This window comes from Leisingera sp. ABM4_101, assembly GCF_056158725.1.
Genome location: NZ_JBSWTV010000002.1, coordinates 388093 through 410173 on the forward strand (window position 1 = coordinate 388093; position 22081 = coordinate 410173).

The window sequence follows — 22081 nt, forward strand, 5'->3', positions numbered from 1 at the left end:
GGTCGCTTCGGGCAATGCCCGAAGCGAAACACCTCGTCCCGCCGGCCTGCGGGTTATTCTTTGAAGAACACTTCAACCGCCGGGTCGCCCGGCAGCCCATTGTAGGTAACGCTGACACCGCCCTTGGTCTTTTGCGGCGGGAACAGCGGGCCGAAGGAGCCGACTGAAATCATGTCGCCCGGTTTGAACTCCACACCTTTGGAGCGCAGCCACAGGGCAGCGTTGACCGGATTGCCCAGCACCGCCCGGCCCGGTGCCTGCACCAGCACGCTGCCGGCCGCGTCGCGCAGGGTGACCGACATCTCCTCCAGCATCCGGGCCATTGCTGCCGGGTCCTCTACAGGTACCGGTGTGCCTAGGACGCCGAGGCGGGTGCCAACACCCATCGCGGTGATGGTTTCCGGGGTGAAGGGCTGGCCCTTGGCAAGTGTCAGATCCGGCAATTCGATGAAGGGGCGGACGGCGGAGATATGGGCCAGCACCTCCGCTGGCGTTGTGGCGCTGTTAATGCCTGCATCTGCAACCACCAGCACAAGATCGGCCTCAACCATTGGGATGGCGCCCCAAGGCGCGTCCAGCGTGGCGCCGTCTTCCAGCATCATGTTCTGATACAGCAGGCCCTGCACGGGTTCGGTGGCGCCGAAGCGGTCTTGCGCGGGTTTGCTGGTAAGGCCGGCCTTGTAGCCGATCACCGGACCCATATGCGGTTCCAGCGCGGTGGCGAGTTTGGCCTGCGAGCAGAGCGCATCCGCCATGCTGCCGCCGGGCGACAAAGCCCGGGCTGGGGTCTTGGCGATGTAGCTATCCACGAAGACGGCGATTTCGGCATCACTGGCGCAGGCGGCCATGGCTGCGGGAGCGGTGAGGGCAAGGGCGCAGACGGCAAGGAGGGGTTTCAGCATGAAAGGGCCTCGGGTAAATTTCGGGATCAATCGATGCGCAGGTTAACCCCGCCGGAGCGGCCGGCGCCATCGACAATCACCAGCGAGGAGAAGCCGGGGCCGGGGCTGGGCACGGAGAACTCGCGGCGGCGCTGGCCTGTGAGCACCGGCAGCCCGTTTGCCATGACCATGAACGGAGCGGTGCCGCCACGGAGTTTGAGGGTCAGGTCCGCGCCCTCCAGCATCAGCCGGGCGCCGTCGGGCGGGAAGATCAGTTCCGGCGCGTCAGCAGTTTCAGAGAATGCCGCGTCGCGCGGTCGGAAGCGCTGCAAGGGCGGCGGCAGGTCTGCGGAGCTGATGATCAGCGTGGCGGGCGGTGGCGGCGGCAGCGGGTCGAGCGCGGGTTTCAGCCGCCCGAAGGCCTCAAACAGCACTGGCGCGGCCAGATCGCCGCCGAAGATGCCCGGCACCGGCGTGCCGTCGGCGCGGCCCATCCAGACGCCGATCACGTGGCGCCCGTCCCATCCGATCGCCCAGGCGTCGCGGTGGCCGTAGGAGGTGCCGGTCTTATAGGCAATGGTGCCGGCGCGCGCGCCAGCTGGCACCGGCAGCCCGCGCAGGATGTCGGCCACTTGCCAGGCGGCCTCGGGTGAGGTCAGACGGCCCGCGGGCTGGGGTGTCTCGCCCTGCATCACCCGCAGTTGCGGCCCCTGCCCGCCTGCCGCCAGCCCGGCATAAAGCTGCACCATGTCCTGCAGGCTGATGCCGAGGCCACCGAGTGACAGCGCCAGCCCCGGCGCGCCGCCGGGCAGTTCCGGCCTGGCGCCGCTGGCTCGCAAGGACGCCATCACCCGGGCCGGGCCAAGCTCTTGCGTCAGTTTCACCACGGGGATGTTGAGGGACAGCTGCAGCGCCTCGCGCACGGTTATGTCGCCGCGGAATTCGCCGTCAAAATTCTGCGGCGCGTAGCCTGCGAAATTGACCGGGCCGTCGTGGATCAGGGTTTCCGGATGCGCCAGCCCCTGATCAAAGGCGAGGCCGTAGATCAGCGGTTTCAGGGTGGAGCCGGGGGAGCGGATCGCCTGGGTCATGTCGACGAAGCCGCGGCGGGTGGCGTCGGAATAGCCGGGGGAGCCAACCATCGCCAGCACCTCGCCGGTCTGGTGGTTGGCGGTGATGAGGGCGGCGGAGAGGCGCGGGCTGGTGCGGGCGGCCTCTTTCAGCAGGGTTTCCAACCGAAATTGCACCGCGCTGTCGAGGGTCAGGCGCAGCTGGTGCTTGCCAGGGTGCTGGGCTGCCACCCGGTCCGCCAGATGCGGCGCGAGCCGCGGGAAGGCGGCCATCTGGTGCGGCAGCGGGGTGCGGCGGGCGGCTTCAGTTTGTTCGTTGGTCAGGAGGCCCTGGCGCTGCATGCGCTCCAGCACCCGGTTGCGGGCCTCGCTGGCGGCCTGCGGGAAGCGGTCAGGGCGGCGGCGCTCGGGGCTTTGCGGCAGGGCCACCAGCAGCGCGGCCTCAGCCGGTGTCAGGCGTTTCGGCTCCTTGCCGAACCAGCTGTAGGTTGCCGCGCGGATCCCCTCTGCCGCGCCGCCATAGGGGGCGTGGGTCAGGTAGAGGGTGAGGATCTGGTCCTTGCTGAGGCGGCGTTCCAGCGCCAGCGCGACGCGCATCTGGCGCAGCTTGCCGGCCCAGCGGCCAGTGGTGCCGTCCTCCAGCAGGCGCGCGACCTGCATGGTTAGGGTGGAGCCGCCCGAGACCGCGCGGCCGTTCCGCAGCGCCTGGCCCGCGGCGCGCAGGAGGGCGATGGGATCGACACCGGCGTGAGAGCGGAAGCGCTTGTCCTCGTAGCGCAGGAGCATCTGCAGGAAGCGCGGATCGACATCGGCAGGTGTGACGGCGAGGCGCCAGAGGCCGTCATCCACGGGGTAGGCGCGCAAGAGCTTGCCGTTGCGGTCAAGGACTTCGGTGGAGGTTTCAGCGAGGGTGAGGGGGAGGTTTGTGCGGTCAATCCAGGTGTCGAAGGCGCGGTAAGTTGCGAAGGCCGACATAAGAAATACCACCAATATGGCGGTGTACCATTTCCATCTTTTGCCTGGCCGATAGGCCGAGCATCGCCCGTCCGCCCCCGTCACGCCGGAGGCGTGCTTGCAGCACGACGGCGGGCGATACTCGTCCACCCGCGGACGGGCAATGCCCTTAGTTCTGTTGAACAGGCGTTTCACCTGACCTCCACACGCCCGGTGCCGGTCCGCGCGCGGTACGCCGGGCGGTACATGTCCTCAACCGACGCCGCCGGGTGGTGGAACACGCCGGGCGTTACCGCGCGGACCACATAGGCCAGAGTCACCGGAGAGGCATCGCGCACGTTCACCGCCGCCAGGAAGCGGTCGCTGCGGAATTCGGCGTGCTCGGCCTCTGCCGGGTTCAGCCAGTCGAGATCGCGCAAATCGCCGGAGCGCAGGAGGTTGGGGTTGTCGATCTCAAACCCCGCAGGCAGCGGGTCATTGATCATCAGCCTTGCACCAGTTTTCTCATGCGGCTGGACCCGCAGGACCGCCACGAAGCGCGCGCCGGCGCTGACCGTTTGCGCATCCAGCGGCTGGCCCTCCAGCGTGTAGTAGCTGCGCTCGATGGTGTAGCCGAAGCCGCCCGCGGCGGGCGGGACCTCTGGCACGCCAAGCGTGGTGAGGGTGATCTCTGCCGTGCGGCCGCTGGCGGCAGTGAGCGCCAGTTCCGGCGTATCTTGACCGTCTGCGGCCTCAACAAACGGGCCCTGCACGGGCTGGCCGTTGACCAGCAGGCCGGAGTCCTCGGGGTTCTGCGCCAGCGCGTGGGCCGCCATCAGGGTCCAGGCGGATTCTTGGGTGGAGCGGATGCCGCTGGCGTTCGATAGCTGCGCTGACAGGCCAGCGCGGTCAACGGCCTTCGATCCGGCCTCTGCCGCCAGCGCCAGAACGCCCGCGGTGTCGCGCAGGCGTGTGCCGAAGTCGGCGCGCCAGAGGCGGGCTTCGCCCTGTTCATCAGAGCCGATCATCTGCGCGGCGCGGGCGAACATCCGGTCAGCCCGGCGCTGGTCGCCATAGGCGGCAAGCGCGGCACCTAGCTGGGCGGCGGCAAGGGGTGTGGCAAAACCCTCACCCTTCACATCCGCATAATAGCGCAGGTCGCCCATCTGGGCGGCACCTTCGCGGGCCAGCACCAGGAGGGCATAGGCGATCTCCTCGCCGCCTGTGTCGAAATCCGGGGCGTAGTTGATGCGGTTGCGCAGGTTGTCCATCGCCTGGGCAAAGGCCTGCTGCGGAACCGAGTAGCCTTGGGCACGGGCGCGGCTGAGGAAGTCGCTCGCATAGGCATCAAGCCAGAACTCACCGCTGTCGGCGCGCCAGAGGCCAAAGGCTCCGGAGGGGGCCTGGCGGGTCAGCACCTGGCGGATGGCGGCGTTGATGCGCGCATCCACCGCCGGGCCGTCGCCCAGCCCCGCCGCCTGCGCGACAGAGCTGAGGTAGAGGAGCGGCAGCGCCTTGGAAGTGACCTGCTCAGTACAGCCGTAGGGGTACTGGTCCAGCTCCGCCAGGAGGCCCGGCACGTCGAATTTCGCCAGCGGGCCGGAGGAGATTGTGGCCCGCGCGGTGCCGGGGCGCAGGCCGGTGAAGACGTCCTTGCTGAACAGGAAAGTGTCGCCAGCTGCCAGAGTGAAACGGCGGGTCTGGGACGTCACCGGATCATTGGCACGGACCGGCATCCGCAGGGTCTGGCGCAGTTCCTGTCCGTCCGGGGTGGTGAGGGCCAGGATCAGTTCGTGGTCGCCCACGGTTTCAGCCGTGACTGGGAGTTCGAGCACTGTCTTGCCCTGCTCCGCCAGAGTGACGGAGGCGGGCAGGCTGCCCAGTGTCAGGCCGCCTGCGGTGCCGGCGCTGAGGGCCATCTCACCGGCGGGGCCGTCGGCGTGGACGATTTCAATGCGGGCGCGGCTTTCATCGCCCGGCGCCAGGAAGCGCGGCAGCGAGGCGGTGACCACCACAGGATCGCGCACCAGCATGTCGGCCTCTGCCTGTCCCAAGGCCTTGCCCGACCAGGCCACCGCCATCAGCCGCACGGTACCGTTGAAGGCGGGCAGCGTCAGGGGGAATTCAGCCTCGCCATTGGCGTCCACCTGCAAGGGGCCGGAGAACAGCGCCACCAGGTCCTGCGTCGGCGGCGGCGATTGCATCTTCATGCCGCTGTCCGCGTCGCCGCCGGAGCGGATGCGGCCCATCGCACCGTTGCCGGGGTCAATGAGGCGGCCATAAACGTCGCGCAGCTCCACGCCTAAACGGCGCTGGCCGTAGTAATGCGCGCTGGGATCGGGGCTGGTGAAGCCAGTGAGGTTGAGGATGCCGAGGTCGACGGCGGCCACGGTCAGCCAGACCTCCTCGCCCTCCGCCGCGCCATCCACACGGATTTTTGCCACTTGCGTGCCGCGCGGGCGGACTACCTCAGGGACGTCAATCGCGATCTGCAGCTGCTGGCCGGGCTGGGTGACGCTGGCGTGGGCCAGGCCCAGGGCGCGCAGGGGCGTGCGGCCACGGTCGCCTGCCACCGGCTGGATCACGGTTGCCGTCACATAGGCGCCGCTGCCCCAGTCCTGCGTCACCTCCAGCGGGATCACGGTTTCGCCGGCCGGGACCTCCACTGCCATACGGTGGATCAGGTGGTTGGAGACCACCGAAACCAGCGCGGTGCCGGCTGCTTGCGGCACAATGCGCAGGCGGGCGGTGTCGCCGGGGGCGTAGCTTTCGCGGTCCAGCGACAGGTCCAGCCGGGAGGGGGTTTCGGTGCTGCCTTCAGGCGCGTACCAGCCGGCATAGAAGTCATAGGCGGCAGAGGCATAAGCGCCGTCGAGACGCTCGACCACTAGTTCATAACGGCCCCAATCGACGGGCTGCGACAGCGGCAGCGGGTCGCTGCCCAGCTGCGCCTCGCCAGTGGCGATGCGGGTGCGGCGGGTGATGGGCTCCCAGTTCCAATTGCCGTAGAGCTGATACCATTGGTAGCGGGTCTCGACCCGGTTCAGTGTCCATTTCACGCGCATCGGCATCGGGGTTAGGTCCGGGGCCAGGGCGATGAGTTCGAAGCCTGCCTCAGAGCCTTCTGCCGCGACCTCGTCAAACATGGGTTTGATGCCAAGGACCGGACCAGCGGGGCGGACGGGCAGTTCCATCGAACGTTCCACGGGACGGGCGGACCCGTCGGCAACGCGGGTGGTGAGGGTTGCCAGCAGAGGCTTGCCCTCTGCGGGGGTCGCGGCGGGGAGGCTGGCCGGAAAAGTCGCACTGCCGTCGGCTCCGGTCTCCTGGCCGCCGAAATATTCGGTTTGGGCAGAAGACACCTCATCATAGCGGCCAAAGCGGAAGCCGGGCCATTGCTCCAGTGTGTTTGCGGCGGTGAGGCGGAGGCTGCCCTCCACCTTCAGGCCCGCGCCGGGAGCGCCGAACAGGTAATCGGCTTGCAGATCAATCTTGGCTGCGCCGCTGGGCTGGAGGCTGTCGGCATTCGTAACCTCCTGTTCAAAGTCGATGCGTTCGGGCAGGAAATCCTCGACCAGGATCTGGCGGCTGGCCAGCGCGGGGGCCTTGAGGTCGCTCTTGATCTCGATCCGCCAGGTGCCGCGCGGGGCGGCGGGGCCGGTGGCGAGGGCAAAGACATGGCCGCCCTGATGGCCAGCGGCGGAGGTCTGGCGGGTATATTCCACGCCGTCCGGGCGCAACAGGATCACGGTGAGCGGCAGGCCGTCGATGGCTTGTGCGTTGCTGTCCCGGGCCAGCGCGGTAACATGCACGGTTTCACCGGCGCGAAAGGCGCCGCGGGTGGTGGCGAGGAACACATCAACCGGCCCCGGTGCGGGACGGCCCGAAACGCCGCGGTCCGACAGATCAAAGGCGGCGTCATTGAGGGGCAGGAAGGTGAAATCGCCCTCCCTCGCCCATGCGGTGATCAGCGCCGGCGCCGCGCCGCCAGTGCCGCGGGTCAGGCCGGGGGCGAAATGCACATAGCCGCTGGCGTCACTGGTCTGGGTTGCCAGCACCTCGTTGGCGGCGGAGATCAAGCTGATCTCGGCATCTGCCCGCGGTTTGGCATCAGCCAAGCCCTGCACATGCACATGCAGGCCATCACTGCCGGACATGGTGGAAAGGCCCAGGGAGGTCAGCACGAACCACTGGGTGGCGCCGGCATCGTCGTAGGGGTCAGCCCCCGGCACCCGGGCGGTCAACGCGTAAAGACCCGGTTTCCGCCCGGTTAGGGCCTGATCCAGCGGCAGGCGGCTGGTCATTTCCTGATTGATAGCGGTGTCCACTTCGGCGCTGCCGGTCCAGATTTCTTCGGCAATATCCGCGGCGAAATGCTCGTCCTCCCAATGGGAGAGCGGCTTGGCGAAGTACCCCTCCTGCAGGGTGCGCAGCACGTTGCGGCTGCTGACCCGGCGCAGCCGCAGGTCGAGGGCGGTGAGGTTCACGGTTTCCACCGGCAGCGCCGCCGCGCCGCCCGCGGGCAGCACATAGGCGCGGCCCGGGAAGCGGACCTTGGGTGCGCGGTCGCGCACGTAGTGGGTCAGCTCCACGTCCTTATAGAGCTGCTCGCCGCTGGCCGCCGGCAGGCCGCGGCGCAGGGTGATGCGGTAGCGCTTGCCGTGCTCCACCCCGTCCAGGCAAAGCTGGCGGCCCTGGGCGGTGACGGCGAGACTGGCCTCGGGCAGGCGCACGTAATTTTCGTAATCGGTGCCGGCCTGTTCCAAATCCTCAGAGAACTCGGCGCAGATGCGCGGTGCGGCGGTGTCGCTTTCGACAGTGCTGGAGGTGACGCGGAAACCGTATTTGCGGATCGCATAGTTCAGCAGCTCGGCATTGGCCTTGAGCGGGATGATCTCCTCCGCCAGATGCAGGAGCGGCAGCATGTCCCGCCCGCGGCCCAGTGTTTCCACCGCCTCTGCCGCCTGGCGCAGCGCCTGGGCCTGGTCTTCGGGCGCCGCAGCCCGCAAATAGCCGTTCAGCGCCGCCAGCTGGCCCCGCTGCCGGTAGCGGCGCTGCTGGCTGCGGTTGCCAGTCTCTTGCGCGGCCCGCAGGAAATAGTCCGACAAACGGGTCCAATCCTGCGCCGAATTGCTCAGCACCGCGGCCTGTGCCATCCAGCGCAGCGCTGCCAGCGGCTCACCCGAGCGGCGCAGCGACCGGGCAAAGGCAATCGCCTCTGCCGCATCACGGGTGGCGAGCGGATAATCCAGCCCCAGATCCCGCGCCAGATCTGCCGCGCCCGCCAGATGCTGGCGGGCAGCAGGCCCAAGCCGCGCAGCGCGGGCAGCGGCAGCAGCGGCGACACCGGCCGGAACTGCCTGTTTCTGCGCCGATATTGCGCCGTCATAGGGGCTGGATTGCTGCAGGTCCGTTTTGGGGAAACAGGCATTGGCCCGCTGGTTGAACACAAAACCTGCGCAATCAGCCTGTGCCGAACAGGCCCTCGCGCAGGAGACCATGTCTGTGTCGAACAACGGCTGCAGGTCAGACCCGAAAAAATCGGTGTTGGCAAAACTCTGATAACGGAAACCCGGAACCTCCGGCCCGGCCCAGGCAGCGGGGCGGATCGTTAAAAAAGCAAGGCAGATAATGAAAATTGCAGAAAACAGACGCGGCATGACACCCTCCAAAACTGGGGGCAGGCTGGCACGGGCTTAACGCCATAGCAAGATTCACCCGCGTAACACTTTACAGGCAGCCTGCTGCAATCGGTGCGTGAAGATTGCTGCGGGCCGAACGTATTTTGATTTGCCGGAGTTCGCAGGGATGAGCCTTGCCAACAAATTAGCGGAAGAAAGGCGCGCCCGTCTGGCCGCCGAACGCCTGCTTGAGCTGAAGCAGGCCGAGCTGTCCGCTGCCAACCGCAAACTGGGCCGCCACGCGCTGGCGCTGACCAAGCAGATCGGCCAGACCCAGGCAGAGGTCGCAACCGTCCGCGACGAAAACGCCAAGGTGAAATCCGACCTCCATACGGCAAACGAAAAGATTGAAACGGCAGAGCGGCGGCTGTGGCATTCGATCCAGGCCTTTCAGGACGGCTTTGCCTTCTTTGATGCCGACAGCAAGCTGATCGGCGCCAATACCGCCTATCTCAATATCTTTGACGGGCTGGAGGAGGTCTCGCCCGGGATTTCCTATGTGCGCATCCTGCAGCTGCTGACCGATGAAGGGCTGATCAACACCGGCGAGATGGCGGCGGACGCCTGGCGCACGATGATGAATGAGCGCTGGCTGTCGCCGGCCCCGGCGCCGGTTGTGGTCCAGCTTTGGGATGAGCGCTATCTGCGGCTGATCGATCAGCGCGGCCATGGCGGCGATATGGTGACGCTGGCGCTCGATATCACCTCGACCGTGCGCTACGAAAAGGAACTGCGTGCCGCCCGCGCCCGGGCCGAGGCCGCCAACCGGGCCAAGTCCGCCTTTCTCGCCAATATGAGCCATGAGATCCGCACCCCGATGAACGGGGTGGTGGGCATGGCCGAACTGCTGAATGACACCGAACTGGACGAGGAACAGCGGCTGTATGCCAGCACGATCAAGAACTCCGGCGAGGCGCTGCTGGTCATCATCAATGACGTTCTGGATTATTCCAAGATCGAGGCCGACAAGCTGGAGCTGCACCCCGAACCCTTCGACCTGGAGCGCAGCCTGCACGAGGTGGTGATGCTGCTGCAGCCGACGGCCCGGGACAAGGGGCTGGCACTGTTGGTCGATTACGACCTGTTCCTGCCGACCCGCTTTACCGGCGATCCAGGGCGCATCCGCCAGGTGCTGACCAACTTGGCAGGCAATGCGGTCAAGTTTACCAAGGAGGGGCATGTGACCCTGCGGGTGACCGGCATTTCCTCACCCGAGGATGGGCAGTGCTCGGTGCACATCTCGATTGAGGACACCGGCATTGGCATACCGGCCGAAAAGATCGACCACGTCTTTGGCGAGTTCAACCAGGTCGAGGATGAGCGCAACCGCAAGTTTGAGGGCACCGGGCTGGGGCTGGCGATCTCCAAGCGGCTGATTGAGATGATGGGCGGCGAGATCTGGGTCGACAGCGAAGAGGGCCAGGGCTCCTGCTTCGGCTTCCGGCTGCCGCTGCCGATCGAGGGGTCCGAGGATCAGGCCTTGCCGAAGCTGCCCGGCTCGCTGCGGCATGTGCTTCTGGTGGACGATGTGCCGCTGAACTGCGAGATCCTGCAAAAGCATCTGCTGATGCTGGGCATCCATGTGACCACTGCCGAGACCGCGGCCGCGGCGATGGCAGCGATACAGGACAGCATCGATCTGGTGATCAGCGGCCACAACCTGCCCGCGCTGGACGGGGTGCAGCTGGCCCGCGATCTGAAGGCCGGGTCCTGGGGCGGGGTTCCGGTGCTGCTGCTGAATTCCAGCCCGCAGGCCGCCAACGACCCGGAGATCCGCGCCCTGGTGAATGGGGTGCTGCAGACCCCGGCGCCGCGCGACGAACTGTTCAGCCAGCTGGCCAAACTGGCCGGCGGGCCGGAGCGCAGCGGGCCGGGGGCCGCGGCACCCGGTGCCGGGGCAGAGCCTTCTGCAGCGGCGGAACCGCCGCCTGTGCTGCCTTCTGCAGAGGCGGAAGCGGATGCCCGGCCCCAGGCCGTTGCACCCGCGGCAGTTGCAGCACAACCTGCTGAGAGCCTGGCGGCCGTGCCGCCGGCAGCTCTGGCGCAACGCCGGATGCGGGTGCTGGCAGCTGAGGACAACAAGACCAACCAGCTGGTGTTCCGCAAGATGGTGAAAGAGCTGAACATCGATCTGAAGTTTGCAAACAACGGGCTGGAGGCGGTCGAGGCGTTCCGGACCTTTAACCCGGACCTGATCTTCATGGATATTTCCATGCCTATGATGGACGGCAAGCAGGCCACCGCCGAGATCCGCAAGCTGGAGGCCGGGACCGGCGGCCATGTCCCGGTTGTGGCGCTGACTGCCCATGCCATGGCCGGGGATTCGGACGGGATCCTGGCGGCCGGGCTGGACCATTACCTGACCAAGCCGCTGCGCAAGGCGCTGATCCATGAAAAGATCCGCTCCTGCCTGCCTGCTGATACCCAGGCCCTGGACCTTGGCAGCGCGCCAATCCAGGCGGCGGTGCCCGGCAACGGCTGAGCGGCTGAGCGGCTGAGCGGCTGAAAACATCCCTTGCAGGTATTTGCCCGGATGCAAACAGCTGCAGCAGCCGAAGGGCAGAGCCCAGCCATCCTGCGGACGTGCGAACCGTTTCAGGGCAGCGGCTTTGACCGCTTGGAATTGACACCGCCAGTCCCGGCGCGCTCACCCCCCTGTCTTACAGCTGTTCGCGCAACAGCGGTGCAGGATGAACAGATCCTGACCCTAACCCATTGCGCAAGGCGGACCGCGCTCTTCCGCACATCCGGCACGCTTACCCGGGCGGAGCGCTCCCGCGCCCACGGGCGCACCGGCTGCACCGGTGACGCCCTTATGCGGCCTTGGGCCCGGCAGCGCGCGTTCCGCGCGCTGCCGGGCCCAACCGGGACGGTGCATTCTTTAAATGGGCCGGAGCGGGCGGGAGCCGCCGCCCGCTTTGTGTTCCGCCCTGCTTCAGGCCTTGCGCAGGAAGACGGGTTTGTCCGGCTCCGACATCTGCGGCTGGTAGGCATAGCCGCCGGCATCAAAATCCTTGAGGCTCTCTGCATCAGTCAGCCGGCCTTGGATGATGTAGCGCGCCATCGCGCCGCGGGCGCGTTTGGCATAGAAGCTCACCACTTTCGGCGTGCCGTTCTTGTCTTCCATGAACACCGGCGTGACCACCTGCGGCTTCAGTGCCGCCAGATCCACCGCGCCGAAATACTCCTGACTGGCGCAGTTCACCAGTACTTCCGCACCCACGGTCTCAGCCTGCGCATTCAGGGCCTCGGAAATCCGGCTGCCCCAGAACTCATAAAGGTTCTTGCCGCGAGGGTTTTTCAGCCGCGACCCCATCTCCAGCCGGTAGGGCTGCATCGCGTCCAGCGGGCGCAGCACACCGTAAAGCCCTGACAGGATGCGGAAGTGATCCTGTGCCCAGGCCATTTCGTCCGCATCCAAAGACCCGGCTTCCAGCCCCTGGTAGGTATCGCCGGCAAAGGCCAGCGACGCCGGGCGGGTGGCGTCTGTCTTGGGGTCGGCCGCAAACTCCTGGAAACGGGTATGGTTCAGCTTGGCCAGATCCTCGCTGATGTGCATCAGCTTCATCAGACCCGCCACGGATTGCCCGCGCGCCACCTCCGCCAGTGCCACCGCGTCATCGTGCAGCGCGGGCCAGGTCATTTCCTGATCCCGTTCTGCCCAGTCCAGCTTCTTGGCCGGAGAGGTCACTACCAGCATATCTGCCCCCTTCTATCCTTGGCGCGACCCTAGCCCGCGCCGCGCAGGACGTCCAGAAACGCCGAGGCAAAACGTTCGGCGCGGCGCTCCCCTAACAGTCTTGTGATGCCCGCCTCGTCATCGCTGCGCATCTGCGCAACCTTGGCCAGCAGCGAGGCTGAACAGCTGAGCGGCTTCAGGGTGCCGCATTCGCCGCGGGCCAGTTGCGCCTGCACCTCAAGCAACCCGTCATAAACAGAGCCGGATTCGCGCCCTGCCAGCTTGCGCCTGGCAGGGTGCAGCTGCTCGGCAGCGCCGGTGATCACGCCCAGGAAATCATCGCCGTAGCGTTCCAGCTTCTTGGCGCCGACGCCGTTGATGCGGGCCATCTGGTCCAGCGTTTCCGGGCGCACCTCAGCCATCTCAATCAGAGTGCGGTCGGGGAAGATCACATAGGCCGGTACTTTCTGCGCCTCGGCCAGCGCCCGGCGCTTGGCCTTCAAGGCCGACAACAGCGGCGCGTCTTCTTCGGAGACCAGCGCCTTCACGGCCGGGCGGCGCTCCGCTGATTTGATGGTATCGCGGCGCAGGTCAATGGACTGCTCGCCGCGCAGGATCGGCAGAGCGGCTTCGGTAAAGCGCAGGGCGCCGTGGCGTTCCGGGTCGGGGCGCAACAGGTCGCGGCCCATCATCTGCCGGAATACCGCCTGCCACTGGCGCTTGCCGAGTTCCTTGCCGCAGCCGTAGACCGACAGTTCGTCATGGCGTTTGGCGCGGATGCGCTCGTTGTCGGCGCCCAGGAGGATGTCGATCAGATGGCCGGAGCCGAACCATTCCTCTGTCCGCAGAACCGCCGACAGCGCCTTCCTCACCACGGTAGTGCCGTCGAACACTTCGGCAGGCGTGTCGCAGAGGTCGCAATTGCCGCAGGGTTCCGCCTCCTCGCCGAAGTAGCCCAGCAGTTTCTGGCGGCGGCAGTGCAGCGCCTCGGCCAGGCCCAAGAGCGCATTCAGGCGCGCGTGGTCGGCGGCGCGGCGTTCGGGCGGGGCGAGGCCCTCGTCAATCTGGCTGCGGCGCAGGCGGATATCGTCGGGGCCGAACAGGGTGAGGGTTTCCGCAGGCGCCCCGTCGCGGCCAGCACGGCCGATTTCCTGATAATAGGCCTCGATGCTTTTCGGCAGGTCGGCGTGGGCGACCCAGCGGATGTCGGGCTTATCTATCCCCATGCCAAAGGCCACGGTGGCGACCACGATCAGCCCATCTTCGCGGGCGAAGCGGGTCTCGACGATGCGGCGGTCCTCAGCCTCCATGCCGCCGTGGTAGAAACAGGCGCTGTGACCTGCTTCGCGCAGGGCCGCTGACAGTGCTTCGGTCTTGGCGCGGGTGCCGCAGTAGACGATGCCGGATTGCCCTTTGCGGGCGGCGGCGAATTCCAGGATCTGGCGGCGCGGGCTGTCCTTGGCGCCAAAGGCCAGATGGATGTTGGGCCGGTCAAAGCCACGCAGAAAACTGCGGGGGGCCTCACCGTCGAACAGTTTCTGGACGATCTCTTCCTGGGTTTCCTGATCCGCAGTTGCGGTGAAGGCCGCCAGCGGTACGTCCAGGGCGCGGCGCAGCTCGCCGATGCGCAGGTAGTCAGGGCGGAAGTCATGGCCCCATTGGCTGACGCAATGCGCCTCATCCACCGCAATCAGGCTGACACCGATACGGCGCAGCATCCCCATGGCGGCACCGGAGGCAAGACGTTCGGGGGCCATGTAGAGGAGTTTCAGGCGCCCGGCCTCGATGGCTTCCCAGACCATTTCGGTCTCTTCGTCGGTATTGCCGGAGGTGAGCGCGCCTGCATTGACGCCGGCCTCCTGCAAGGCGCGGACCTGGTCGCGCATCAGGGCGATGAGGGGGGAGATCACCACGGTGATCCCGTCGCGCAGCAGCGCGGGCAGCTGGTAGCACAGGGATTTGCCGCCGCCGGTGGGCATGATTGCCAGCACGTTTTCCCCGGCGGTCACGGCATCGACGATTTCCTCCTGTCCGGGGCGGAAGGCGTCAAAGCCGAAAATCTCGCGCAGAATGGGAGTCGCGCCGCTGAGGGCGGTCATATCCGTCATGGGGGCGGAGGGCCTCGTGGTCAGTGCTGCTCTTCTTTGGCAGGCACAATCCCACAGGAGGCATTGGGCGGCAAGGCCCGCAGGTTAAAAGCCCGGCAGGAAATGCCGGGCCGGAGATTTTCAGATCAGTAGAACGCCGAGACGTTGTTCACCAGGATGATGCGCAGCGCGTAGACGCCGATCAGCACCACCAGCGGCGCAAGGTCCAGCCCGCCCATGTTGGGCATCAGCCGGCGCACCGGAGCATAGAGCGGTTCCAGGATCCGGTTCAGCCCGTACCAGATCTGCGCCACCAGTTGCTGGTGCAGGTTCAGCACCTGGAAATTGATCAGCCAGCTCATGATCACATGGGCAATGATGAAGAACCAGACAATGTCCAGGATCAGCATCAGGATTTGGAACAGCGATACCATCGGTATTTCCCTCTTTCGAACAGCCACACAGGTAAGCAGCCCGCAGGAAATACGCAAGGCTTCCGCGAGGTTGCGGTTGACGCGCTGTAAACCGGTGGCATCACGGGCACATGCCATCAAGGAGCCCGCGCCGATGTACCCGATTGTCCGCCTGATCAAGGATACCGTTCTGGCCAGCCGGATGGCGCCGCTGCCGATCACCGGCATGCATGTCTCCAGCCACATCTGCTGGCCCTGGGATCTGGACATGTGGATGGAGCTGAACAACGGCCGCACCATGACGCTGTATGATCTGGGGCGCACCATGCTGGCGCAGCGGGTCGGGCTGATCAAGGCGCTCCGGCAGAAACGCTGGGGGCTGACGGTGGCGGGATCTTCGGTGCGCTACCGCCGCCGCATCCGCGGATTCGAGAAGTTCGAGATGCGCAGCCGCACGGCGGGCTGGGACGAGAAATTCATCTATGTCGAACAATCCATGTGGAAGAAGAACGGCGATTGCGCCAGCCATGTGATGCTGCGCACCGCGGTGACGGACCGGAACGGCATCGTGCCGCCCGCCAAAGTGCTGGAGGCACTGGGGCAGGACGCGGAAACCTCGCCCGAGCTGCCCGGCTGGATCAGAGACTGGTGCGCGGCGGATGGCGGCCGGCCCTGGCCGCCGATGCAGGACGGGCTTGCCTAGGCCCCTGCCCGCCTGCCATACCTGAAGGCAACAAGAATAAGAGGCCGGGTATGCAGCAGGTGTCCACGCGCAAGCGGATCTGGGGATGGTGGTTCTTTGACTGGGCCAGCCAGCCCTACCAGACGCTGCTGGTGACCTTTGTGTTCAGCCCGTTCTTTGCCGCTGTGGCCGCCGAGCATTTCATGGGCCAGGGCCTGGACAGCGAGGCCGCCAAGGCGCAGGCGCAGACCGTCTGGTCGATGTGCCTGACCATAACCGGGCTGATCATCGGTTTTGGCGCGCCGTTCCTGGGGGCGCTGGCGGATATCACCGGGCGGCGGCTGCCCTGGATCATGATGTTTTCGCTGATGTATCTGATCGGCGCCTGGGGGCTTTGGTTCATGGACCCGGGCGGCAGCAATCTGTGGTGGATGCTGGTCAGTTTCGGCTTTGGCTTCATCGGCGCAGAATTTGCGCTGATCTTTGTCAACGCGCAGCTGCCGACGCTGGCCAGCCGCGAGGATGTGGGCGATATCTCCGGCTCTGGCTTTGCCTTTGGCTACCTCGGCGGGGTGATCGCGCTGTTTACCATGCTCCTGTTGTTTGTTGAGCAGGGCACCGGCAAGACGCTGGTTGGCCTCAGCCCGGCCCTGGGCCTGGATGCGGAGGCCAAGGAAGGCACCCGTGCGGTCGGCCCCTTTACCGCGATCTGGTTTGCCGTCTTCATGATACCCTACTTCCTGTGGGTGAAGGACCGCGGCGCGACCGGGCGCAAGGCCAGCCTGGGCAAAGCCTGTCAGATGGTGGTCAAGCTGGTCGCGGGTCTGGGCAACCGGCTGAGCCTGGCAAGCTACCTCGGCTCCTCGATGATGTACCGCGATGCGCTCAACGGGCTTTACGGGTTCGGCGGTGTCTATGCCAAGCTGGTGCTGGGATGGGAGATCACCCAGATCGGCATCTTCGGCATTGTCGCTGCCTTTGCCGCCACCCTGTTCAGCTGGCTGGGCGGCAAGGCAGACCGGCGGTTCGGGCCGAAACCGGTGATCATCGCCTCGATCCTGATCCTGTCCCTGGTCTGCCTGGTGATTGTCTCCATGTCGCGGTATCAGATTTTCGGGGTGCCGCTTGCTGAGGGCTCCACCCTTCCGGACACGGTTTTCTTTGGCTGCGGCGTGCTGATTGGCGGCTTCGGCGGCATCCTGCAAGCGGCCAGCCGCAGCCTGATGGTGCGCCACACCAGCCCCAGAGACGCAACCGAGAGCTTTGGCCTATATGGCCTGTCCGGCCGCGCCACCGCGTTTTTGGCGCCCGCGCTGATCGGCGTTGCAACCACCGTGACCGGCAGCGCCCGGCTTGGTATCACGCCGGTGATCGGCCTGTTTCTGGTCGGATTGGTACTGTTATTCTGGGTTCAAGGAGAAGGAGATCAGGGTTGAGACTGTTACTTGCCATATGTTTAGCGGTTGCTGGGTTATCAGTTCCGGCAAGCGCGCAGACCCCAGCCAAGGCGCTGTTCGGGGCCAAGCCCAGCGCCTCGCAGCAGAAACCCGCGCCCTTCGGCTCCTACGCCAAGGGCTGTGTTGCAGGGGCTGAGCAGCTGCCCGAAACCGGCCCCACCTGGCAGGCGATGCGGCTCAGCCGCAACCGCAACTGGGGGCATCCGGCGGCCATTGATTTTGTGAAGGACCTCAGCCGCGTGGCCGCCAGGCAGCGCGGCTGGGAGGGGCTTTATATCGGTGACATCAGCCAGCCGCGCGGCGGGCCGATGCTGTCGGGCCACCGCAGCCACCAGATCGGTCTCGATATCGACATCTGGATGCGCCCGCCGGACCGGCTGAACCTCAGCCGCAATGCGCGGGAGAACATCTCCTCAATCTCCATGCGGCGGGCCAAGGGTGCCTACGTGAACAGCAGCTGGACCCGGGCCCACCACGAGATCCTCAAGGCCGCCGCGCAGGACAAGCGGGTGGCGCGGATTTTCGTCTTCCCGGGCGCCAAAGTGCAGATGTGCAATGACGAGAAAGGCAGCCGCAAATGGCTGCGCAAGATCCGGCCATGGTGGGGGCATCACTACCATTTCCATGTGCGGCTCAACTGCCCGCGCGGCGCCCGCGGCTGTGTTGATCAGGCGGCCCCGCCCAAAGGCGACGGCTGCGCCGATGCGCAGCAATGGGTGAACAACATCCTGAACCCGCCGCCGCCGAAACCGGTTGACCCGAACGCGCCAAAGCCTAAACCGAGACGGGATTACACCCTTTCGGACCTGCCCAAGCAATGCGCCGCCGTTCTGCAATCCAACTGATCCTGGCCCTGGCCGCTGCTGCCGGCCTGGCAGCGGCAGCTGTTGCCGCCAGCCGGCCAGGTGCGGCGGCCGGCAAGGCCGAGTATCTGGGCAGCTATACCTGGAGGCTGGACCTGCCCTGGTTCGGAGGCTTCTCGGCACTGAAAGTCACCGGCGGCGGCACCGCAATGCTGGTCTTGAGCGACCGCGCCACCCTGGTGACAACGGAAATTCAGCGCCGCGGCGGCCTTATCGCCGGCATCACGGCGCAGCGGGCCCATGGGCTGCGCGCCTCGACCGGCAAAATGCTGCGGGGGTTCTCCGGCGACAGCGAAGGCCTGGCCGTCGCGCCGGACGGCTCCCGCTACATCTCCTTTGAGGGCGCCGCACGGGTGGCCCGCTACCTCCACCCAGAGGGCCGCGCCAAGGTGCTGCCGCGCCCCAAGGCCTTCCGCAAGCTGCCGCCAAACAAGTCGCTGGAAACCTTGGCGATCGACGCCCGCGGTTGGCTTTACACCCTGCCGGAGCGCGCCTTTGACAAACACGGGCAGATCCCGGTCTGGCGCTGGAACGGCCGCCGCTGGAGCCGGCCCTTCAACCTGCCGCCCAAGGGTAATTTCCTGCCGGTCGATGCGGATTTCGGCCCCGACGGGCGGTTCTACCTTCTGGAACGCGACCTGACCCTGCTGGGCTTCCGCAGCCGGCTGCGCCGATGGGACATCACCGGAGCCGGGCCAGAGAATGAAACCGTGCTGCTGCAGACCCGCGCCGGCACCCATGACAATCTAGAGGGCCTGTCGGTCTGGACCGACGGCAGCGGCCGCCTGCGCGCCACCATGGTGTCGGACGACAACTTCCTGGCGCTGCAGCGTACCGAACTGGTGGAGTACGCCCTGCCGCGCTGACCCGCGGGACCGCGCCGCGCCAGCGGCGCCCGGCCCAACCGCATGGGGGCATTCCCCGAATGCATCCGGCGCGGGCGGGAGCCCTCCCCCGGGCCTGAACGCCGATAGCCTGCCCGCACCAGGCCGAATACCCCTGGCCCGAAACTTGCAGCCCGGCCTGGACCGCGATAAAGGAGCCGGTCTTTTGCCCGCCCCGCGGCCCCGAAATAAACGGATCCAGCGCATGACCCGCTCGCATATTCCCGGCATTCTTGCCATGGCCGCAGTTGTGGTGGCCTCCAACATCCTGGTGCAGTTCCTGTTTGGCAACTGGCTGACCTGGGGCGCCTTCACCTATCCGGTGGCCTTCCTGGTCACCGATGTGATGAACCGCGTCTATGGCGCCGCAGCCGCGCGCAGGGTCGTGGCCGCGGGCTTTGTCACCGGGGTGATCTGCTCGCTGATCGGCACCCAGGTCATGCTGCAAGGCGACGGCTTCTCCTATCCGGCGGTAACGCTGCGCATCGCGCTTGGCTCCGGCCTCGCCTTCCTGACCGCGCAGATGCTGGACGTTGCCATCTTCTCTGCCCTGCGGGAGGGAAAATGGTGGCGGGCGCCGCTGGCCTCCACCCTGATCGGCTCCACCGTGGATACTGCGATTTTCTTCACCGTCGCCTTTTCCGTCTCGCTGACCTGGATCGAACCGGGCAACGATACCTCCTGGGCCGGCGACATGCTGCCGCTGATCGGCCACGGCCCTGTGGTGCCCTATTGGGTGTCGCTCGCCTTTGCCGACTGGCTGGTGAAACTATCGCTGGCGCTGCTCGCGCTTGTGCCCTTCCGCATCATCGTGCGTAAGCTCTCCGTAAAGACCACATGATTTTGTTTTGACATTAACCGAATCTGTGGCAGGCTGGACTTACACGAAACATCAGAAAGGAGGTGCCCATTGTCTAGAGAAGCTATGGAGAGCAGTGCCGGAACAGTTCAGAAGGAGTGCGGCCGAGGCAGCCCTTGGTACGTATAGACCCCTGAATTGGTGCTGACCTAACCGGTGCACCTCCTATCATCTCGAAGGGCTGTTCCCCGCGTGTGGAACAGCCCTTTCGATTTTAAGACCGCTTTCCGCAAACCGCCGCAGCCATGATCCGCATCAACGAGCAAATCACCCTGCAGAACTGGGAAATGACCGAGAGCTTCATCCGCGCCTCGGGCCCCGGCGGCCAGAATGTGAACAAGGTGGCCACCGCCGTGGAGCTGCGGTTCGAGGCTGCGCGTTCGCCTGCGCTGGCGCCTGCGGTCAAATCCCGGCTGAAGCGGCTGGCGGGGCGGCGCTGGACCAAGGAAGGCGCGATCATTCTGCAGTGCGACGAGACGCGCTCCCAGCAAAGGAACCGCGAAATCGTGCGCGAACGGCTGGCGGAACTGGTGCGCAAGGCGCTGGTGACGCCCAAGCGGCGCATTGCCACCAAACCGACCCGCGGTTCCGTCAAGCGGCGGCTGGACGCCAAGAAGCAGCGCGGCGAATTGAAAGCGACGCGCGGTAAGATCGACCCGGACTGACTTGGGATTGCGCCGCCGCCCGGAGCGTCCCATGCTGGCGTCAAACAGTTCGGGAGGGAAATCATGCGTCTGGACGGAAAAACCGCCATCGTGACCGGCGGCGCCTCGGGCTTTGGTGCGGGCATTGCGCGCAAGTTCCTGGCAGAAGGCGCCCGGGTGATGATTGCCGACATCAATGGCGCCGCGGCGGAGGCGATGGCGGCGGAGCTGGGCAGCAATGCTCTGGCTAAGGCAGTGGATGTTTCGGACCGGGCTTCGGTCGATGCCATGGCCAAGGCCGCGCTGGCCGCCTTCGGGCGCCTCGACATTCTGGTCAACAACGCAGGCGTCACCCATCTGCCCGCCCCGCTGGAGGAGATCAGCGAAGACGATTTCGACCGTGTGCTGGGCGTCAATGTCAAATCCGTCTACCTGACCGCCCGCGCACTGGTGCCGCATATGAAGGCCAACCATCGGGGCGCAATCCTGAATGTTGCCTCCACCGCCGGGGTGTCGCCGCGCCCCAACCTCAACTGGTACAATGCCTCCAAGGGCTGGATGATCACGGCCACCAAGACCATGGCGGTGGAGCTGGCGCCGCATGGAGTGCGGGTCAATGCGATCAACCCGGTGGCGGGGGAAACGCCGCTGCTGAAGTCGTTCATGGGCGAGGACACCCCGGAAATGCGCGCCAAGTTCCTGTCCACCATCCCGATCGGCCGGTTTTCAACGCCGGAGGACATGGGAAATGCCGCCTGTTTCCTGTGCTCGGATGAGGCCAGCATGGTGACCGGCGTTGCGATGGAAGTGGACGGCGGGCGCTGCATCTAGCCTCCCTGTTTTCATCTTTCCGGAAAATACTCCCGCCGGAGGCAGCGCGCACCAGCGCGCTTTTATTGAGAAGGACATCCCGCCATGCTCCCCGGCCCCAGAAACCTGATCACCGACGTGCCCGGCCTGCTGGTCGGCAACGCCCAGGACGCCGCGCTGAAATCCGGCACAACGGTGCTGACCGCGCAACAGCCCTTCACTGCTTCCGTGCAGGTGATGGGCGGCGCGCCGGGCACGCGGGAGACCGATCTGCTGGCGCCGGACAAATCGGTCGCCAGGATCGACGCGCTGGTGCTGTCGGGCGGCTCTGCCTTTGGGCTGGACGCCTGCTCCGGTGTGATGGATGCTCTGCATGGCGAGGGCAGAGGGTTTCCGGTTGGCCCCGCACGGGTGCCGCTGGTGCCCGGTGCGATTATTTTCGACCTGCTGAACGGCGGGGACAAGGATTGGGGCGAAAACCCCTACCGCACCTTGGGCCGGGCCGCGTTTGAAGCCGCGGCTGAGGATTTCGAGCTTGGCACCGCCGGCGCCGGCACTGGTGCGCTGACCGCGATGCTGAAGGGCGGGCTGGGATCAGCGTCATTGGTGCTGGAGAGCGGTGTCACGGTGGGCGCCTTGGTAGCAGCCAATCCGCTGGGTGCCGTCACCACTCCGGGGGAGCAGCATTTCTGGGCGGCGCCGTTTGAAATCGGCGATGAGTTCGGCGGCATCGGCCCCGACCCGGCTGCCGGGCTGGGCCGGAACCAGCCCAGCCGCAAGATTGAGGCCATGCAGAAATTGGGCAACACCCCGCTGCCGCCGGAGCGCGCCAATACCACCATTGCCATCGTTGCCACCGATGCGGCGCTGACCAAGGCGCAGTGCCAGCGGCTGGCCACGGCCGCCCATGACGGCATCGGCCGCGCCATCGTGCCTGCTCATTCCCCCGGCGACGGCGATCTGGTCTTTGCCGCCAGTACCGGCGCCAGGGCGCTGGCGGCCCCGGACGCAGAGCTGGGCCTGCTGTGCCATGCCGCCGCGCTGTGCCTGAGCCGTGCGATTGCCCGCGCAATCTATCATGCCCGCCCGCAGCCTGGCGATTTGCTGCCCTGCTGGACCGCCCCCTGAAACGCTGCGG

15 protein-coding genes are annotated in these 22081 nt (G+C 66.3%); 9 read left to right on the forward strand and 6 right to left on the reverse strand.

Going from position 1 to position 22081, the window contains the following annotated elements:
• Positions 1-53 precede the first annotated feature (53 nt).
• The 3 genes from ACXAEK_RS02950 to ACXAEK_RS02960 all read right to left on the reverse strand — a co-directional run bounded on the left by ACXAEK_RS02950 (position 54) and on the right by ACXAEK_RS02960 (position 8544).
• Positions 54-902 carry a 2-keto-4-pentenoate hydratase gene (locus ACXAEK_RS02950; RefSeq protein ID WP_475039842.1) on the reverse strand — a complete coding sequence of 283 codons (849 nt, stop codon included), beginning with the start codon at positions 900-902 and terminating at the stop codon, positions 54-56.
• A gap of 26 nt (positions 903-928) precedes the next feature.
• The gene (gene pbpC, locus ACXAEK_RS02955) at positions 929-2926 is read right to left on the reverse strand and encodes a penicillin-binding protein 1C (protein WP_475039843.1); all 1998 of its coding nucleotides are present in this window, start codon (positions 2924-2926) and stop codon (positions 929-931) included.
• Between the two features lie 170 nt (positions 2927-3096).
• Positions 3097-8544 carry an alpha-2-macroglobulin family protein gene (locus ACXAEK_RS02960; protein ID WP_475039845.1) on the reverse strand — a complete coding sequence of 1816 codons (5448 nt, stop codon included), beginning with the start codon at positions 8542-8544 and terminating at the stop codon, positions 3097-3099.
• A gap of 148 nt (positions 8545-8692) precedes the next feature.
• Here ACXAEK_RS02960 and ACXAEK_RS02965 point away from each other — a divergent pair, with 148 nt between their 5' ends.
• Positions 8693-11047, forward strand: coding sequence for a response regulator (locus ACXAEK_RS02965; RefSeq protein WP_475039847.1), 2355 nt, complete (start codon positions 8693-8695; stop codon positions 11045-11047).
• 453 nt (positions 11048-11500) lie between these two features.
• On the opposite strand, the gene yaaA is transcribed toward ACXAEK_RS02965, so the two are convergent.
• The 3 genes from yaaA to ACXAEK_RS02980 form a co-directional block, all read right to left on the reverse strand.
• Complete coding sequence (gene yaaA / locus ACXAEK_RS02970; RefSeq protein ID WP_475039848.1) at positions 11501-12265, reverse strand: peroxide stress protein YaaA; 765 nt, start codon at positions 12263-12265, stop codon at positions 11501-11503.
• A 29-nt stretch (positions 12266-12294) separates the two neighbouring features.
• On the reverse strand, positions 12295-14352 hold the full coding sequence (gene recQ / locus ACXAEK_RS02975; RefSeq protein WP_475039850.1) for a DNA helicase RecQ: 2058 nt from the start codon (positions 14350-14352) through the stop codon (positions 12295-12297).
• A gap of 125 nt (positions 14353-14477) precedes the next feature.
• Entirely contained in the window at positions 14478-14765 is a 288-nt protein-coding gene (locus ACXAEK_RS02980) for a YggT family protein (protein WP_475039852.1), read from the reverse strand.
• Between the two features lie 133 nt (positions 14766-14898).
• Here ACXAEK_RS02980 and ACXAEK_RS02985 point away from each other — a divergent pair, with 133 nt between their 5' ends.
• From ACXAEK_RS02985 to ACXAEK_RS03020, 8 genes are all read left to right on the forward strand, one after another.
• The gene (locus ACXAEK_RS02985; RefSeq protein WP_475039853.1) at positions 14899-15447 is read left to right on the forward strand and encodes an acyl-CoA thioesterase; all 549 of its coding nucleotides are present in this window, start codon (positions 14899-14901) and stop codon (positions 15445-15447) included.
• 17 nt (positions 15448-15464) lie between these two features.
• Positions 15465-16862, forward strand: a complete 1398-nt coding sequence (locus ACXAEK_RS02990; protein ID WP_475045169.1) for an MFS transporter — start codon at positions 15465-15467, stop codon at positions 16860-16862.
• On the forward strand, positions 16859-17728 hold the full coding sequence (gene mepA / locus ACXAEK_RS02995; RefSeq protein ID WP_475039855.1) for a penicillin-insensitive murein endopeptidase: 870 nt from the start codon (positions 16859-16861) through the stop codon (positions 17726-17728). Before ACXAEK_RS02990 ends, mepA begins: the two co-directional genes overlap by 4 nt.
• On the forward strand, positions 17701-18612 hold the full coding sequence (locus ACXAEK_RS03000; RefSeq protein ID WP_475039857.1) for an esterase-like activity of phytase family protein: 912 nt from the start codon (positions 17701-17703) through the stop codon (positions 18610-18612). Before mepA ends, ACXAEK_RS03000 begins: the two co-directional genes overlap by 28 nt.
• Positions 18613-18835: 223 nt before the next feature.
• Positions 18836-19471 (forward strand): queuosine precursor transporter, encoded by a 636-nt coding sequence (locus tag ACXAEK_RS03005; RefSeq protein ID WP_475039859.1) that lies wholly within the window; start codon positions 18836-18838, stop codon positions 19469-19471.
• Between the two features lie 263 nt (positions 19472-19734).
• Positions 19735-20154, forward strand: a complete 420-nt coding sequence (gene arfB, locus ACXAEK_RS03010) for an alternative ribosome rescue aminoacyl-tRNA hydrolase ArfB (protein WP_475039861.1) — start codon at positions 19735-19737, stop codon at positions 20152-20154.
• Positions 20155-20217: 63 nt separating this feature from the next.
• Entirely contained in the window at positions 20218-20964 is a 747-nt protein-coding gene (locus ACXAEK_RS03015; protein ID WP_475039862.1) for an SDR family oxidoreductase, read from the forward strand.
• 84 nt (positions 20965-21048) lie between these two features.
• Positions 21049-22071, forward strand: a complete 1023-nt coding sequence (locus tag ACXAEK_RS03020; RefSeq protein ID WP_475039863.1) for a P1 family peptidase — start codon at positions 21049-21051, stop codon at positions 22069-22071.
• Positions 22072-22081 lie beyond the last annotated feature (10 nt).

What these genes read in the sequence shown, in the direction of transcription:
- arfB (WP_475039861.1), top strand. Translation starts at nt 19,735, where the DNA reads ATGATCCGCATCAACGAGCAAATCACCCTGCAGAACTGGGAAATGACC.
- ACXAEK_RS02985 (WP_475039853.1), top strand. Translation starts at nt 14,899, where the DNA reads ATGTACCCGATTGTCCGCCTGATCAAGGATACCGTTCTGGCCAGCCGG.
- yaaA (WP_475039848.1), bottom strand. Translation starts at nt 12,265, where the DNA reads ATGCTGGTAGTGACCTCTCCGGCCAAGAAGCTGGACTGGGCAGAACGG.
- ACXAEK_RS02950 (WP_475039842.1), bottom strand. Translation starts at nt 902, where the DNA reads ATGCTGAAACCCCTCCTTGCCGTCTGCGCCCTTGCCCTCACCGCTCCC.
- ACXAEK_RS03000 (WP_475039857.1), top strand. Translation starts at nt 17,701, where the DNA reads ATGCGCCGCCGTTCTGCAATCCAACTGATCCTGGCCCTGGCCGCTGCT.
- ACXAEK_RS03020 (WP_475039863.1), top strand. Translation starts at nt 21,049, where the DNA reads ATGCTCCCCGGCCCCAGAAACCTGATCACCGACGTGCCCGGCCTGCTG.
- ACXAEK_RS03005 (WP_475039859.1), top strand. Translation starts at nt 18,836, where the DNA reads ATGACCCGCTCGCATATTCCCGGCATTCTTGCCATGGCCGCAGTTGTG.
- ACXAEK_RS03015 (WP_475039862.1), top strand. Translation starts at nt 20,218, where the DNA reads ATGCGTCTGGACGGAAAAACCGCCATCGTGACCGGCGGCGCCTCGGGC.
- ACXAEK_RS02980 (WP_475039852.1), bottom strand. Translation starts at nt 14,765, where the DNA reads ATGGTATCGCTGTTCCAAATCCTGATGCTGATCCTGGACATTGTCTGG.
- ACXAEK_RS02960 (WP_475039845.1), bottom strand. Translation starts at nt 8,544, where the DNA reads ATGCCGCGTCTGTTTTCTGCAATTTTCATTATCTGCCTTGCTTTTTTA.
- pbpC (WP_475039843.1), bottom strand. Translation starts at nt 2,926, where the DNA reads ATGTCGGCCTTCGCAACTTACCGCGCCTTCGACACCTGGATTGACCGC.
- ACXAEK_RS02965 (WP_475039847.1), top strand. Translation starts at nt 8,693, where the DNA reads ATGAGCCTTGCCAACAAATTAGCGGAAGAAAGGCGCGCCCGTCTGGCC.
- recQ (WP_475039850.1), bottom strand. Translation starts at nt 14,352, where the DNA reads ATGACGGATATGACCGCCCTCAGCGGCGCGACTCCCATTCTGCGCGAG.